General features: G+C 30.9%; 15 protein-coding genes. All 15 read left to right on the forward strand.

The window, feature by feature from the left end; genetic code table 11:
- The 15 genes from AC2DGP_RS13100 (at position 1) to AC2DGP_RS13170 (ending at position 16,526) form a co-directional block, all read left to right on the forward strand.
- On the forward strand, positions 1-735 hold the full coding sequence (locus tag AC2DGP_RS13100; RefSeq protein ID WP_484490511.1) for a hypothetical protein: 735 nt from the start codon (positions 1-3) through the stop codon (positions 733-735).
- A 68-nt stretch (positions 736-803) separates the two neighbouring features.
- On the forward strand, positions 804-1,967 hold the full coding sequence (locus AC2DGP_RS13105; protein WP_484490512.1) for a glycosyltransferase: 1,164 nt from the start codon (positions 804-806) through the stop codon (positions 1,965-1,967).
- Between the two features lie 9 nt (positions 1,968-1,976).
- Positions 1,977-3,191 carry an O-antigen ligase family protein gene (locus AC2DGP_RS13110; RefSeq protein ID WP_484490513.1) on the forward strand — a complete coding sequence of 405 codons (1,215 nt, stop codon included), beginning with the start codon at positions 1,977-1,979 and terminating at the stop codon, positions 3,189-3,191.
- 7 nt (positions 3,192-3,198) lie between these two features.
- Complete coding sequence (locus tag AC2DGP_RS13115) at positions 3,199-4,335, forward strand: glycosyltransferase family 4 protein (RefSeq protein WP_484490514.1); 1,137 nt, start codon at positions 3,199-3,201, stop codon at positions 4,333-4,335.
- Positions 4,325-5,101: a glycosyltransferase family 2 protein gene (locus AC2DGP_RS13120; RefSeq protein WP_484490515.1), complete on the forward strand. Its 777-nt coding sequence runs from the start codon at positions 4,325-4,327 to the stop codon at positions 5,099-5,101. The genes AC2DGP_RS13115 and AC2DGP_RS13120 overlap by 11 nt, the downstream gene beginning before the upstream one ends.
- A 9-nt stretch (positions 5,102-5,110) precedes the next feature.
- Entirely contained in the window at positions 5,111-6,055 is a 945-nt protein-coding gene (locus AC2DGP_RS13125) for an NAD-dependent epimerase/dehydratase family protein (protein ID WP_484490516.1), read from the forward strand.
- Positions 6,056-7,426: 1,371 nt separating this feature from the next.
- Positions 7,427-7,726: a nucleotidyltransferase family protein gene (locus tag AC2DGP_RS13130; protein WP_484490517.1), complete on the forward strand. Its 300-nt coding sequence runs from the start codon at positions 7,427-7,429 to the stop codon at positions 7,724-7,726.
- Between the two features lie 102 nt (positions 7,727-7,828).
- Positions 7,829-8,068: a HepT-like ribonuclease domain-containing protein gene (locus tag AC2DGP_RS13135; protein ID WP_484490518.1), complete on the forward strand. Its 240-nt coding sequence runs from the start codon at positions 7,829-7,831 to the stop codon at positions 8,066-8,068.
- Positions 8,069-8,434: 366 nt separating this feature from the next.
- A complete protein-coding gene (locus AC2DGP_RS13140; protein WP_484490519.1) occupies positions 8,435-9,346 on the forward strand; it encodes an MraY family glycosyltransferase in 912 nt (303 codons plus the stop codon).
- Positions 9,336-10,565 carry an oligosaccharide flippase family protein gene (locus AC2DGP_RS13145; protein ID WP_484490520.1) on the forward strand — a complete coding sequence of 410 codons (1,230 nt, stop codon included), beginning with the start codon at positions 9,336-9,338 and terminating at the stop codon, positions 10,563-10,565. Before AC2DGP_RS13140 ends, AC2DGP_RS13145 begins: the two co-directional genes overlap by 11 nt.
- Positions 10,566-10,591: 26 nt before the next feature.
- Entirely contained in the window at positions 10,592-11,809 is a 1,218-nt protein-coding gene (locus AC2DGP_RS13150) for an O-antigen ligase family protein (RefSeq protein ID WP_484490521.1), read from the forward strand.
- The gene (locus AC2DGP_RS13155) at positions 11,796-12,926 is read left to right on the forward strand and encodes a glycosyltransferase family 4 protein (protein WP_484490522.1); all 1,131 of its coding nucleotides are present in this window, start codon (positions 11,796-11,798) and stop codon (positions 12,924-12,926) included. Before AC2DGP_RS13150 ends, AC2DGP_RS13155 begins: the two co-directional genes overlap by 14 nt.
- Before the next feature lie 2 nt (positions 12,927-12,928).
- Positions 12,929-13,525 (forward strand): PglD-related sugar-binding protein, encoded by a 597-nt coding sequence (locus AC2DGP_RS13160; RefSeq protein ID WP_484490523.1) that lies wholly within the window; start codon positions 12,929-12,931, stop codon positions 13,523-13,525.
- Positions 13,522-14,634 carry a DegT/DnrJ/EryC1/StrS family aminotransferase gene (locus tag AC2DGP_RS13165; RefSeq protein WP_484490524.1) on the forward strand — a complete coding sequence of 371 codons (1,113 nt, stop codon included), beginning with the start codon at positions 13,522-13,524 and terminating at the stop codon, positions 14,632-14,634. Before AC2DGP_RS13160 ends, AC2DGP_RS13165 begins: the two co-directional genes overlap by 4 nt.
- Positions 14,634-16,526 (forward strand): polysaccharide biosynthesis protein, encoded by a 1,893-nt coding sequence (locus AC2DGP_RS13170; protein ID WP_484490525.1) that lies wholly within the window; start codon positions 14,634-14,636, stop codon positions 16,524-16,526. The genes AC2DGP_RS13165 and AC2DGP_RS13170 overlap by 1 nt, the downstream gene beginning before the upstream one ends.
- The last annotated feature ends 35 nt before the right edge of the window (positions 16,527-16,561 follow it).

A 16,561-nucleotide genomic window follows, 5' to 3' on the forward strand; every position in this document is an offset into this window, starting at 1 on the left:
ATGTGTCTATTAATTATAACATCGGCGGTAAATGTTAATAGTTGTTTAACAGAATTGGTAGATGCCAATATTAGATTGAAACAATATTTATCAAGTATTAAATTTTATATTAAGATTAAGGAAATTGATTCAATCGTAATATGTGATAATAGTGGTTATGATTATTCAAAGCATGAGATGTTATTTTTAGAATCATCCCAAGGTAAAAAAATTGAATTACTTTCATTTTCAGGTAATTCATCTGCTGTGAAAAAAAAAGGTAAAGGTTATGGTGAAGGTGAGATTATGGAATACATTATGAAAAACAGTAAATTATTGCAAAATAATCAAGCTTTTTTTAAAGTGACAGGTAGAATTATTGTTAAGAACATTAATTCTATAATTAGAACCGTTGATTTGAAAAAAAATTATTTTGTTAATTATCGGAAAAAATTTATTATTCCTCTTAATAAGGTGGATACGAGATTTTATTTTTGTACTAAAAACGATTTTTTATTAAGCTTGCAAAATTCTTATATCAAAGTTGATGACCTTAATAATTATTATTTAGAACATGTTTATTTTGATTCATTGAATGTAAAAGATAACGTTTCATATCAGGATTTTTTCTTCTATCCTAAATACGAAGGAATTTCTGGCTCAAATGGTAAGAGTTATTCTGAATCTAAAATAAGGATTATAATAAAACAAGTAATATTATGGATTCTCTTTCAGTTTCAAAAGGCAAATCAATAGAAATATAGACTTATTAATCGAATCTTGGACGGAGTTACTAAATTCTACAATTTTAACAATTAACAATTTTGAATAAACTAATATTTGACACTGCAATAACAGGACACCACACGGAGTATATTAATCATTTGGTTGATTTTCTAATAGATAATCCTGATGATCATTTATATTATTTCGTTGTAAACCCGGAGTTTATTAATCGGTTTCCTGAAATATATATGAAAGCGAAGAATATATCTAATATAAACTTTGTTGAAATTACGAAAGATGAGTTTAATAAATGTCATAAGGGGAATATTATAAGAAAGTCTTTTTCAAATTATAATATGGTAATAAAATATGCTCAAAAATACTTTATAGATCATTCTATTTTAATGCACTTTAATCTTTTTCAAATAGCACTTGTATTTTGTAGACCAAAGTGTACTATAAGTGGTATTTTATTTTCTCAATTCTATAGAATGGATAGAACTTCTTTTAGAAGTAAGTTGAGCTATTTTAGAAAATATTTTAATACTTTTTTATTAACAAAAAATACTAAGATTAAAGAAATATTGGTGTTAAATGACGAAAAAACAGTGTCTTTTTTAAATAGAAATATGAATACTGGTATTTTCACAATGTTGCCCGATCCAATTCCAAAATTAGAGACGAAAGAATATATTTCAATTCATGACCATTATAATATATTGCCTGAAAAAAAAATCCTTTTACATATAGGTGGTTTAAGTGACAGAAAAGGAACATTTGAAGTTGTAGATTCTGTCATTAATATTAAAAAGAAACATCAACCAGGTATTGTTTTATTGTTAGTTGGTGTTATTCATAAAAAACTTGAAATTCTCTTGAATGAAAGTATCTTAAATTCGACTGGTGCTTCTCAAGTTCAAGTTATTTGGGATAATAAATTTGTGTCTAATTCATTTATGAAAAACTTATTCGATCAAAGTGCTGTTGTTTTAATTCCCTATAAAAAAACTGAATCTTCTAGTGGTATCTTGGGGCATTCAGCAGCTGCTAAAAAACCGGTGATTGCAACAGGGAAAGGATTGTTAGGAGAATTAGTAATAGAGAATAACCTGGGTTATGTAATTGATGAAGTTACTGGAGAGGCAATTGCTGGAAGAATTGACAATCTGTTGGATTCTAATTGGTTTTTTGAAACCGATAATCATGATGAGTTTGTTCAAAGATATCTCCCTAGTATTTTTTCTAAGATTGTTTTATCTTAATTGGATATTATGAAAAAAATCATCTACACCATTACCTTTTTCTTATATTCAGGGTTTAACGCTTTATTGGTTATTATTATCTCCTTAGGCATGCATGGTTATACAAGGTTGATTACTATACCACTTAGGCTTTTTATGACTGTGTTAATGATATATGCAATATTTAAGCTTAAGAATAACCGTTATGAGTCACGAACACTTAATTCAAGAAAAATAATAAAAGTTCTTTTTGTTCTTTTTTGGATATTCTATTTTTTGAAAGTTCTTTTACATTACAATAACCTTTATTCTCTTAATCGTTCTTGGATGGAGTATATTTTTTATGCGTTAAATTTTTGTGTTTTTCCATATTTACTCTATTCTAAAATTAATTTCAATAGTTTTAAGGATATTATTTTTGAATCATTGTTGTTTTCCGGATTTTTGATGGGGGTCTTTTCATTATATATTTACAAAGATATTTTAACTATGGGGTTAGGAAGGATTAATCTTATTGTTTATGAGAATCCTGATTTGGCCACTGTTTCTCCTCTAGCTCTTTCCTATTCGGGAGTTTTGACTCTTACTTTGAGTTTGTATTCTTTAATTTTTCAAAATCATAATAATACAATAATTTATAAAGTATATTTATTGCTCAATATTATTTTGGCTGGAATTATGTTTTTTCTTGGAGCTTCACGCGGTTCTTTGGTTGCTTTAATCTTTTGTTTACCTATTTTTTACTTTTATGCAAAGAAAAGTCTAAGAGTTAAATTTATGATTTATTTTTTATTTTCGATTCCTTTAATGATTTGGGGAGCAATTAAATCTGGAAGTTCTATTTTTACTCGCTCTTCTGATACTATTTCAAGTGGGCAGGATTCATCTACACAGGAGAGATTCTATCTGTGGAATCAAGCAATTGAAGAATTTATTATAAATCCGATTTTTGGAGGTAGAATAGAAATCTATTTTTACCCACATAATATTATATTGGAAGCTTTTATGGCTACAGGTGTATTTGGAGGTTTTATTCTATTATATATTATTTTTAAATCTTTTAGAAAAGGATTGAAAATAGCAAAAATAGATAATCAATTTGTATGGGTCTTGGTCGTGTTTATTCAAAGTTTTTTTCAAGGTATGGTTTCAGGTGCATTATACAATGCTACTTTGTTTTTTTTCTCTTTAGGTCTGCTTTTATCCTTTAAGTTCGAAAAGAATATAATTAATTTAAAATCATAATTAAGCTATGAATTTATTGCATATTTGTAATGATTTTTTAGGTTCAAAAGTTCATAGAAACCTTTATCAAAAACTTGAGAAAAAGGTTAATAGGCAATTTGTTTATTATCCAGTGCGTAATTATAAAGATTATGGTAATGAAGTTTTGAGTAATGAATTTGTCGTTATACAAGGAGCTGAGTTGTCAGTGTATCATAGATTTTTTTTTAGAAATAAAATTAATTATTTGTTCAAAGATATTCAAGCTAAAATTGATTTTAGTACTATAGAGGTTATTCATGCAACCACTTTATATAGTGATGGTGCATTAGCGTTTAAATTACATGAGAAGTATAATATTCCCTACGTTATTTCGATTAGAAATACAGATGTGTATATCTTTTTAAAGTATAGGCCTGATTTGATTGGGTTAGCTATAAATATTTTAAAAAAGGCCTCTAAAATTATATTTATTAGTGATTCGTTAAAGCGAAACTTCTTCAGTCGTTTTTATATTTCAAATTATAAAATTGATTTTGAATCTAAGTCAAAAATTATATACAATGGTCTTGATTCCTTTTGGTTGAAAAACATAAATTATAGTATTGAAAAGTGTAACGTCATTCCAACTAGGATTTTATATGTAGGTGTTTTTGACAAAAATAAAAATGTTCTAAGATTAGTTAATGCTGTATTAGAATTAAAAAAAACACACAGAAATCTTTCGTTAAACTTGGTTGGAAATAAAGGTGTGCAGTTGGATGAAATAAAAGAAATTGCTGCAATTCCGGGAAATGGAATAAATTATTTAGGACCAATATACAATAAGAAAAAGCTTATTCAAGTTTATCGAAGTAATGACGTTTTTGCTATGGTTTCAAAACGAGAAACTTTTGGCTTGGTTTACGTAGAAGCTCTTTCTCAAAATTTATCTTTGGTGTTTTCAAAGAATCAAGGGATAGATGGGGTGTTTAAAGAAAAAATTGGAGAAACTGTAGACCCAATGTCGTCATCTTCTATTTATAAAGGTTTAGAACGTGTTCTTTTGAATTATCAAACTTATAACGCAAAAGTTGATTTTTCTCAGTTTAATTGGTCGATTATTTCTCAAATATATTATAATCTCTATTATGAAATTTTAAATAAACTTAATAATGAAGAATAATCCGTTAGTATCTATAGTTACACCTGTATTTAATTCAGAGAAATTTTTAGAAGAAACAATTCAGTCTGTTGTAAGACAAACATATTCTAATTGGGAATGGATTATTGTAGATGATTTATCTGAAGATAAATCAGTAGAAATAATTAGGAGATATTCTAAAAAAGATAATAGAATCCGTATTATCACGTCAGATATTAATCAAGGTTCTGGGATATCTAGAAATATTGCTACGGAATACTCTAATGGTAAATATATTGCGTTTTTGGATAGCGATGATTTATGGGATAATAATAAATTGGAAAAACAAATTAATTTTATGCAAGTTAATAGTATTCCTTTTTGCTATACCTCCTATCGCTATATTAATGAGGAAAGTAAAATAATAAATAAGGATTATATTGTGTCTGACAAACCTATTAACTATTTTTTTTTACTAAAGAAAACAGATATAGGTTGTCTGACAGTTATTTATGATGCAGAGGCACTAGGTAAGCAATTTATGTCCGATATTAAAAGGAAGCAAGATTACGCGCTATGGTTGAAGATTTTAAATAATGGAGTTCTTGCTACTCCAATGCCTGATGTCTTAGCCTCCTACAGACAAAGAAAAGGTTCAAATACAAGTAATAAAATGAGGTTAATTTTATTACACTATAAATTTTTAAGAATTACACAAGGTTTAAGTTTTTATAAAGCCTTATCATTTACTATAAGTTGGGGGTTAAGTGGTCTTAGTAAATTCTATTTGTCTAAAATTAAATTATAATCTTGAGTTATGAGGTTAATAGATGAAAAGGATTTACTAGTTTCGGGGGGGGGGGGCTTCGTAGGAAGTAATTTAATTGCTTACTTCAGATCATATCATTATAACATAGATATTGTTACAAGAAATCGTAATATAAAAAATAAAATTTCTTATGTGAATCTTACAATTGAGTGCTTTTCTAAATTTGATGTCTTTATTCATTTAGCGGGTAATAACCATCATGTTGGTAAGAAAATTGCGGATGAAAAATACTTCAACGTCAACACAGATTTAACAATAAAACTCTATGATCAGTTCTTAAAAAGCACCTGTGAGACTTTTATCTATATGAGTTCGGTTAAAGCCGTAGCTGATGAAGTAGAAGGTTTTTTAGATGAAGAAATTCAACCGAATCCAGTTACCGCCTATGGGAAATCAAAATTAGCGGCTGAAGAGTATATTTTAAATCAAAATTTGCCAGAAGGGAAACGAGTATATATTCTAAGACCCTGTATGATTCATGGACCCGGTAACAAGGGGAATTTAAATTTGTTGTATAATTTTGTGTCAAAAGGCATTCCTTATCCTTTCGGTAAATATGAAAACCAACGTTCTTTTTTATCGGTCCAGAACTTATGTTTTGTAATCAAAGAGCTCATAGAGAATGGAACTATTGCTTCTGGAGTGTATCATGTAGCTGATAACGCTACATTATCTACAAAGCAGTTGGTGACTATTATTGGTGAAGTTATTGATAAACCTGCAAAGGTTTTAAACCTACCTAAATCGTTCGTGAATTTAATTGCAAAATTAGGAGATGTATTACCGTTGCCGATCAACAGTGAGCGTGTTCAAAAATTGACAGAAAATTATTGTGTTTCGAATGTCAAGATAAAACGTGTAATTGGCAAGGAGTTTCCGTTGACAGCAGAAGAGGGGATTGAAAGAACAATTCAATCTTTTTTTCAAAAATAAGAGTTATACCCTCTAAGACTATAAAGCTTAAAGTATATAGCTCGAAGTACAAAGTAGAAAGCCCAAAGACGAATTCTTCGTTTTCACCTTAGTTAAAAAGAATCTCATATTAGTACTTTATTGGTAGTCGTTTTATGGAATTCAAATAATAATTTTAATCTTTTTTGCATCGCCCAAAAAAGAAACAAAAAAGTCTAGTCTTGCAGTCTCGACGGTCTTCCAGTGATATAAAATTCAGAAGAAAATAACTCGCTCTGCTCAAACACTTTTTCTTCTATTGAATTTAAAAACACGTTGACCCTCGTCTCCGACATGCGATAACAATTTAAAAAAAGGCATTCCGGTCATTAAATAAGAGATTGCTTCACTACGCTTGGAGTTACGTTTGAATTGTTCAGGTTTCCGTCATTGTGAGGTAAGTATGACCAAAGCAATCTCCTAACAGTATGTCAAAGACTAAGCCAAAGTGGATAGCCAATTGTCACTTCGAGTGAAATTACGAATGAAATGAAGAATTTAGTATCGAGAAGTTTTCAGACCTATATGTTTATAGTTCTCAATACACTTCTCCTTTGTCGAAGCACTGGAACTGACCGAGCATCATACCAAAATCGTCTCCTAGATGCTATGACGAATAATCAGAAAAAATATTCTATTGCGTATTTCATGAGGATTTTGTCCTAAGAAAATCTTTGTAGTAAATTCAATCCTATCAAACGTTTTGCAACCGTGTGAGCATGTTTTATTCCTAAAAAAAATCGCCGGACTGTTTTTTATTAGTACAGTCATAGATCTTGCAGTCGAGTATCATTTCAATGAAAAAGGCGTAAACTAAAAAGCTGTTTGAGAACGTAGTTCGAGTTCTTTTTTGTTAGTCTTTAAATTGTAAAATGATCGATGAAAGATCAGGACTTGACTTTTTCTTTCTTTTGTGTCAGAACAAAAGGAAAAAATAGAATATTGTGTTTCTGTTATTGTGAGAAGTATACGACCGCGATAATATGTTCTCTTGGAGTCTAGTTTAAAAATAGCACAAGGTCAATTAAGATCTTTACCCTTCGACATGCTCAGGGTACGTTGGATAAATTCAAAGTCAACTCCCCACCAACGACCAATTACCAAGAGCTAAAGGCTCAAGGCTAAAAGCTCAAGGATCTTCACCAATTTATTGAGTCACTATTTTACGCTCTCACTTTTTTCGGGAGGTCGTTTTTCGGCACACCGTGCATTTGGTTTTCAAGACATTACTATTCCACACCATCACAGTTTCACTATCTCGCCACTTCACTCTTTCATGTCATCCCGCGCTGCTAGTTATTAGAAATAGATGTTTTAAATTAAAAATCGATGAAAATTAGTTACCTTTGATATATGTTACAATTAGATAAGAATATTCAAAAAGTTAAAACACTATGTCGAAAGCATAATGTTGAAAAATTATATCTTTTTGGATCTGCTACAAACGAAAATTTTACTCTTAAAAGTGACATTGATTTTCTTGTGAGTTTTGATAAGAAAAATTTAAATCAATATTTCGAGAATTATATTTCTTTCAAAGAAAAATTGGGGAAATTATTTAAAAGAGATATCGATTTGATTGAGGAACAAACTTTAAAAAACCCGATTTTAATTAATTCTATAAATAAAAACAAAGAATTAATTTATGGATGAGAGAGTTTTAAAATGGATTTATGACATCGATTTTGCACTAGATGAAATTGAATCATATTTCAAGGGAAAGAAAAAAACTTCATTGCATACAGAAAAAATACAATGCTTAAAAGAGCAATTGAAAGAGATTTAGAAATAATCGGAGAAGCTGTAAATCGAATTCTAAAAAGAGATCCCTCATATGAAAATAGTATTTCTGATGCCAAAGCAATTATTGGATTAAGAAATCAAGTTATCCATGCATATGACAGTATATCCGATGAGAATATTTGGTCAATAGTAATAAACCACATTCCTAAACTAAAAAAGGAAGTTGCCAAGATAATAAAGGAAAATAAGTAAAGACTTCACTTCGTTTGCAATGACATTTGATTTGTATAAGTTCCCGTCATTGTGAGAGAAACAAGATTGAGGCAATCTTATGAGAGTAATCTAGGTTTTTATGATTTTACCCTACGATATCACTTTGAGGGTTTCAGTGTCCAGTTATAGCTACGAAGGAAAAAGTCAAGGTCAAGGTGAAAGTCTATGGCCCACTAACTAACCATTAAATTTCCACTTCAGATATCAAAACAATTAATCAAGACTAAAATAAAAATCAACCATAGAAATTAGTTACTTTTGTCGGGATTAAAGAAAATAGCTAGATAGATAATGGAAACATACGGGATTGTTGCAGTTTTACTGATAGTCATATCAATCATATATATGAAAACTGCAGATAAGTTTAATATCATAGATAAACCGAATCATAGGAGTTCACATACGGTACCAACCATTCGTGGTGGTGGAAGTCTGTTTTTATTTGCACTTTGGATTTATTTTATCATATCTGATTTTTCTTATCCTTATTTAGTTTTAGGAGTGTCTTTAATCGGCATTGTTAGTTTTATAGATGATATTAAAACCCTAAGTTCAAAAGTGCGGTTTCCTTTTCAATTGACGGCGATACTACTGGTGTTTCAAGAAGTTGGTATGTTTGGGAACCCGTTGTGGAGCTTGGTGTTGTTGGCCATTGTTGGGGTAGGGTTTATCAATTTTTTCAATTTTATGGATGGTATTAATGGGATTACGGGCTTATATAGTTTAGCCGTTTTGTTCGGGTTCTATTTTATAAATCAAAACACTTTAGTGATCGATCAAGATCTTTTAAGAATTGTCATGATGGCTTTATTAGTGTTTGGTTTTTATAATTTTAGAAAAAAAGCACGGTGTTTTGCGGGTGATATTGGTAGTATTTCCATAGCTGTGATTTTGTTTTTTATGGGTGTTTCTTTAATTGATACTTTGAATGCTCCAGTTATAATTTTATGCGCAGTGCTTTATGGTGTAGATGCGATTGTTACTTTATTCTATAGGAAATATTTGGGAGAGAAATTGACAGACCCACATAGGCATCATATATATCAGAAATTGGTGGATGTCGCGAAAATTTCTCATATGCAGGTTTCTTTTATGTATTTTGGACTTCAACTTGGAATCAATTTTATTGTGTACAGAATGTATACCAAAAGTTTGGAAGCACAATTAATCACCTTTTTTGTCGTTGTTGTTCTGTGCATATTCTTGTATGCGTATTTATTCAAATATTTAAAATCAAAATCATTAAGTGAGGCTTAAAAAGTATCAAACTATTTTTGAGAATAGTATGTCCCTGTTCTTGCTAAAAGCCATAGATTTAGTTTTGACAATTGGTTTGATACCCTTTTTGATTCAAAAAGTAGGTCTACACAATTATGGAATATATGCCTTTGTCTTGTCATTGGTGTTATTTTTTGTGAATGTATTAAATTATGGGTTTAATTTATCCACGGTAAGAGAAGTAGCTCGGAATAGAGATAATTTTACCTACATTAATCATGTCTTCAATCAAGTATTTTCAGTAAAACTCTTGCTTTTTGCTTCAATCTGTGCGCTATTTCTACTTTTAATTGTTATCGTGCCTTTTTTAGGTCAGTATAAATTATTGTTCTTATTCTGTTCCTTTTTATTAGTGGCAGACTTGTTTTCAGTTCGTTGGTTGTTTTATGGTTTAGAGAAGATGAAATATATTACCCTAATAAGTCTTCTAGGAAATGGTTTATATGTAATTTTGGTGTTCAGTTTTATTAAAATAGAAAGTGACTTTGTGAAAATTCCTTTATATGAATCTATAGGGCTTGGGCTCGTTACTTTTCTTGCTTTTTTATTGGTTGTCAAAAAATACAAATTCCGATTGAATCTAATTTGTTTTTCTGAGGTTGTTAAGTATTTAAAACTTAATTTTAGCTCGTTTATAAACTTATTGCTACCTTCAACTTATAATTTAACAATTGTATTTGTAGTTGGATTACTAGGGGTTCCTGTTCAAGTTAGTTTTATCCAGTTAGGGGTCAAATTTACAGCTGTTTTTTCTACCTTGGTTATGATATTGTCGAATGTTTTTTATCCCATTATAAATAGAAATGTTGCATGGATGCATCCAATGAGGACAATCTTAGTGGGACTAGGATTGTTATTGTCAGTTACCATGTTTGTGTTTTCTGAATTTATGATAGAAACCTGGTTAAGTTATGATGATAAAAATGATTTTCTCAATACAGTTGCTGTAGTTCGTATTTTAAGTGTTATTCCGTTTTTAACCTCCATCATTGCAGGATTTGGCGTAAATGGTTTGCTGGTTTCATTTAAAGATATTGTTTTTAGTAAACTCACCGCCGTATCTACTGGTGTTATGATTCTTTCAGCTGCAATTTTTGTGCCTATGTTTCCTGTTTTTGGAGGTGCGTTTGCTTTTTTGCTCGGTAAAATTATATACGCTATTTTGGTATATTGGAATTATCGAAAATTGAATTTTTGAGGTAAAATTTTATATATGTTATTTTTATGGAAAAATGGTTGAAATATTTATTAGGGTGTATGATTTTGACTTCAATTTACACACAAACAATTGACCTAGATTCCGAAAATTTGATAATTTCTAGGATGACTATTTCGGATGTTTTTGGTGTTTTAGCTATTGCACTGTTTGTAATGATTAATTTGTTAAAAACGCCAGTACAGTTTAAATTTCCATTATTGTATAAGTTTGCTTTTTTAGTCTGTTTTGGGTTTTTGTTAAGTGTAATAACTTCTTTAAATGTTAGAAGTACAATATTTGAAACATTAATAGTGTTTTATCTAATTTTATTATCTTATGTTTTATTTGAATCATTTAAAAATTATTTACCTCATTTTATTTATCTTTTAACCGTAACTTGCTTTTTTATGACCATGGTTGGTTTATATGATTTGTTGGCAGCTAATAATGACTGGTTTACAGTTTTTGATGGAGCTTCTGCTAGACATGCTACATCAGGGTTTAGATATTTTGCACAGGCTGGAAATTATAGTTTTACAATGTTAACAATTTTAATTCCCTTTTACTATTCCAACTTAAGTATTTCTTTTTCTATAGAGTTTAAGAATTTTATGGCTTTTACTATTCTTACAACAATGATGTTTATGATTGCTACTGGAGCCATTTCTATTATTATTTCTTTTGGAATTGGGGTTGTTTTGTTTGTGTTGCAAAATTATAAAAATAAAAAAATTTGGAAACACTCAACTTTCATACTCACATCTCTATTTATGTTTTTTATTGGGGTGTATTTTTTTGCAAATAGGTTGTATGAGAATATTGTGTATAGGATTGAATCAAGAGTGACAAAACGAAATATGGATACCCCTGAGGCTAGTTTTATTGTGGATAATTTTAATGATTCTATTCGGGCATTTTACGACAATGTTTTTTTAGGAACTGGATTAGGAGGCTTTGTTAATAATTATAGTGAATTTGAAATCCATGGGACTTATTTAAAGATACTTGGTGAAACAGGTATAATAGGCTCGATTTTTTATCTGGTATTTTTCATTTTTCTTATTAGAATGATTATGTGGTCTAAGAAAAATATTTTGACTCTTTTTATTCCTTTTTTACTAGCCAGTTTGATTTCTTGGAGTTATAATTATCATTTTCGGAAAAAAGAATTTTGGATATTATTTGCTTTTTTGATGATCGTTGATGAAATGAACAAAAAGACAACTCAATATGAAAAGGAATAAAACTCTTCTCATGGTGGCCAATGTCGATTGGATATTTATTGCGCATCGGTTACCGATCGCCAAACATGCTTTGAATTCAGGGTTTCGTGTAATCGTTCTATCAAATGATTCAGGCAGATCAAAAGAAATTGTGGATACTGGCATGGAATTTATAAATGTTCCAATTTCAAGGTCAGGAGTAAATCCCCTGACAGAGATAATTTTATTAATAAAAATGTTTTTTCTATACAGAAAAATAAAACCATCGGTTATCTATCAAGTAACTTTAAAACCGGTGATTTATGGTACTTTGATCGCTAAATTATTAAAGATCCCAACTGTGAATGCGATTAGTGGTTTGGGGTACAATTTTACTGGGGAAAGACAGGGTTTTGTGCAAACTCAGATGATTCGATTGATGCGCTTAGGTTTTTCTAAACTCAAGAATCATTTAATTTTTGAAAATAAAGATGATTTTAATGAGTTAGATAATTTAGGAATTATCAAGAGTTTCAATAAAACAACAATTATTAAAGGAGTTGGAGTTGATCTAGTTAGGAATAGCTATGAAGTGCCTTGTAAAAAGGATAAAATAATTGTTTTGTTGGCTACACGAATGTTATGGGATAAAGGAGTAAAGGAGTTTGTGGAAGCTGCAAAAATTTTATTTGATAAATATAAAGGACAAGTATGTTTTAAATTGTGTGGTAAAATCGATAAGGGTAACCCTGAGTCAGTTTCAGAATCGTATTTAGAAAGTATATATATAAAGGATTTTTTATATTGGGATGGGTATAGTGAAACAATTTTTGAAGAGTATAAGAAATCTGATATTGTTGTACTCCCTTCTTATAGAGAAGGCATGCCTACTGTTTTAATTGAGGCAAGTGCCATCGGTAGACCATTGATTACTACAGATGCTATTGGATGTAGGGAGTGTGTGATAGAAGGATGGAATGGTTTTAAAGTACCGGTAAAATCAATTGTTGAGCTGTCTAACTCCATGGAGAAATTAATATTAAACGAGAACCTTCGTGTTGAGATGGGGAAAAATTCAAGATCTAAGGCGGAAAAAGAATACAGTCAAACGGAAGTGGTTAAAAGCCATGTCTCAATTTGTGAAAATTTGTTAGAGTAGGTATGTTAAAAAAGATTGCCATTGTTGGAGCAGGCGGATTGGGTAGAGAGGTTTTGGGTATTTTAAAATGTATTAATTCGGTTAAACAAACTTGGGATATTGTTGGTTTCTATGATGATGGAGTTGCGTGCCATGATATAAACGGTGTGCAGGTTTTAGGTGGATTTGAAGAATTAAATGCGGTTAAAACAAGAATCTATATCATTGTAGCTATTGGGAATCCTAAAATTAAGAAAGGTATAGTCGATAAGTTGAGTAACCTTAATATTATTTTTCCTAATATTTTCCATCCTTCGGTGGTTGTTTATGATCAGACATATGTCCATTTTGGAAAAGGGATTGTTATTGGTGCAAATGCTGTGTTGACGACCAATATTAAAATTGGAGATTTTGTATATATCAATACAGCTTCAGTGGTGAGTCATGATGTAGTTGTTAAAGAATATTCTATATTGATGCCAAATGTTTGTATTTCTTCTAAAGCTACAATTGGTAAAAAAGTATACTTGGGTAATAGCGTAAAGATTGATTACCCTGTGGTTATTGAAGATGAATCGATTGTTCCAATGGGGACTTTAATGACAAAACCAAAATATTGAAAAATTACAAAGTGAAATTGTCGGTTCCATTTATGGATGGAAAGGAATTGGAATACATGTCAAGGGCTATTTCAGAAAATGAAATTGGACCAAGGGGAACATATATTGATCTTTTTAAAAAATATATTTCAGAATTTGTAGGGGTAAAGAATGTTTCTTTGTTGAATTCGGGTACTTCAGCAATTCATTTGGGATTAAAGGTTTTGGGAGTGGAAAAAGGAGATGTTGTAATCTGTAGTACATTTACCTTTGCAGCAAGTGCCTTTCCAATTGTTTATCTTGGAGCTGAACCCGTTTTTGTAGATTCAGAAAATGAAACATGGAATATGTGCCCTGACCTATTGAAAAAAGCCATTGTTTCGGAAATCAATAGAGGTAAGAAACCCAAAGCCATTGTAGTAGTTCATGCCTATGGAATGCCCGCAAAAATGAAGGAAATAATGGAGGTAGCTCGTTTTTATGACATACCAGTATTAGAAGATGCTGCGGCTGCGATGGGGTCAGAATATAATAACGTTAAGTGTGGTGTTATGGGAGATGTTGGAGTGTTTTCTTTCAATGCCAATAAAATAGCAAGTACTGGTGGAGGGGGAGCGTTGGTAAGTCGGAATGAAAGTTTCATCAAAAAGGCTGAGTTTTATGCTGCTCAGTCAAAAGATACTGCAAATTTTTATTTGCATTCTGAATTGGGGTTCAATTATGGAATGTCAAATATTACAGCTTCTATTGGCTGTGCACAAATGGAAAGTTTAGCAGGGCGTATTCAAATGAGGAAATTAGTGTTTGAAAATTATGCCAAGGAGCTTAACTCCATCAGCTTCCAAAAGGAGTTGTCAAATACGATATCGAATCGATGGTTGACTTGTGGACTATTATCATCTGAGGAGATGGTTGAGGAAATTGTTGATTTGGCTAAAAAGAATCATATAGAAATAGGTCGGCTTTGGAATCCAATGCATTGTCAACCATTTTTTAAAAATTCTCGTAGTTATTTAAACGGATGTTCCGAGGATATTTTTAAAAAAGGTGTAACTTTGCCTAGCAGTGAAAATTTGAGTAGAGATATTCAGCAATTTATTGCAAAGATTATTTTAGACCAAACAACCTAATGATTAGATCATACTTAATAAATTACGCTCAGAAAAATGTTTCGAGATGGCTTGTCTTATGGATTGATGTTTTTTTGATCATTCAAACATTTTTTATTGCTTATTTTATCAGATTCAATTTTTCTATAAATTTTGATGTATATCAGTTGTTTATGGAAATGCCGTTGATCATCGGTCTTGCGTTACTGAGTTTTTTATTAGCAGGTTCTTACAAAGGAGTAATTCGACATACTGGATTAAGAGATGCTTTAAATGTATATGTTGGGGTGAGTCTTTTGGCTATATTGATGATCATTACGGTTTTGATCAATCGGTATTATGAATTTCATTTAGATTTTACGATTCCGATAGCGATTATTGTGATTCATTATTTGCTGAATATTATTGTTTTAATTACACTTCGTTTTCTTTTTAAATACATATATCGCCGGATTGCATTTGAATTGAAAAAACCGAAAAAAGTATTGATCTATGGAGCGGGTGAAATGGGGATTATCATGTATTCTACCCTGCAGAAGGATACTGACAATGCATTGGACGTAGTTGGCTTTATTGATGATAATCCCAAAAAAACAAGTAAAAAAATTGATCGACTAACCGTCTATAATTCATTAGAGATAACTCCTGAGTTTATTGTAGAGGAAGAGGTGGAAGAGGTTGTTATTGCTATTCAAAACATCAAGCAGAGCAGGTTGATTCAAATTGTGGATGAATTATTGTCTCTAGGGGTGAAAACCAAAATTGCACCGCCAGTTGCTAAATGGGTGGATGGAGATCTTAATATTGGACAAGTACAGCAAGTAAAGATTGAAGATCTTTTAGAAAGAAGACCGATAAACTTGGATAATACGGAAGTTTTAAGGGAATTAAATCAGAAAGTGGTGTTGATTACTGGAGCGGCAGGTTCTATTGGTAGCGAGATTTCAAGACAAGTTTGTACTTATAATTGCAAGCAGATTATTCTTGTGGATCAATCAGAATCTGATTTATATGATTTAGAACAGGAACTGAAACGAAACAAATTTCAAAATGTGAATGTATTTGTTGCGGATGTTAGAGATTTGAATAGGATGGATGCTCTTTTTAGAGAATATCAGCCTCAGGTTGTTTTTCATGCCGCTGCTTATAAACATGTGCCTCTAATGGAAGCGACCCCGTACGAGGCGGTAAAAATTAATGTGGGTGGGACAAAGAATATAGCGGATTTGTCTTTGATATATGGTGCAGATAAATTTGTAATGGTGTCAACGGATAAAGCTGTGAATCCGACGAATGTGATGGGGGCTACTAAAAGAATTGCAGAGATGTATGTATCTGCGATGAATAAAAAAGCGAATGGCACAACGAAATTCATAACCACTCGTTTTGGTAATGTTTTAGGATCTAATGGTTCCGTGATTCCGTTGTTTAAGAAGCAGATTGAAGAAGGCGGGCCGTTGACTTTAACCCATGAAGAAATTACGAGATATTTTATGACCATACCCGAAGCTTGTCAATTAGTAATTGAGGCGGGGGTTATGGGGAAAGGTGGAGAGATATTTATTTTTGATATGGGGGAGTCTGTGAAAATTTATGACTTGGCAAAAAAAATGATTCAGCTGTCAGGCTTCAAATATCCGGAGGAGATAGATATAAAAATCACCGGATTACGTCCTGGTGAAAAGTTGTATGAAGAATTGTTAAATGATGGTGAAAATACCATGCCAACCCATCATAAAAAGATAATGATTTCAAAAGTTAGAGAGTTAGATGATGATCTTGTTTTGAAAGAAATTGAATTATTGTGTTTTGAAAACAAGTACATAGATGCTGAGAAAACCGTATCGAAGATAAAAGATATTGTACCAGAGTTTTTATCTCAAAATTCTGAGTTTAGCAAGTTAGATGTTTAAAAGAATGAAATATTAATATTAAAGTGTATTTTCGC

The sequence above is a fragment of the Flavicella sp. IMCC45537 genome, assembly GCF_057197705.1.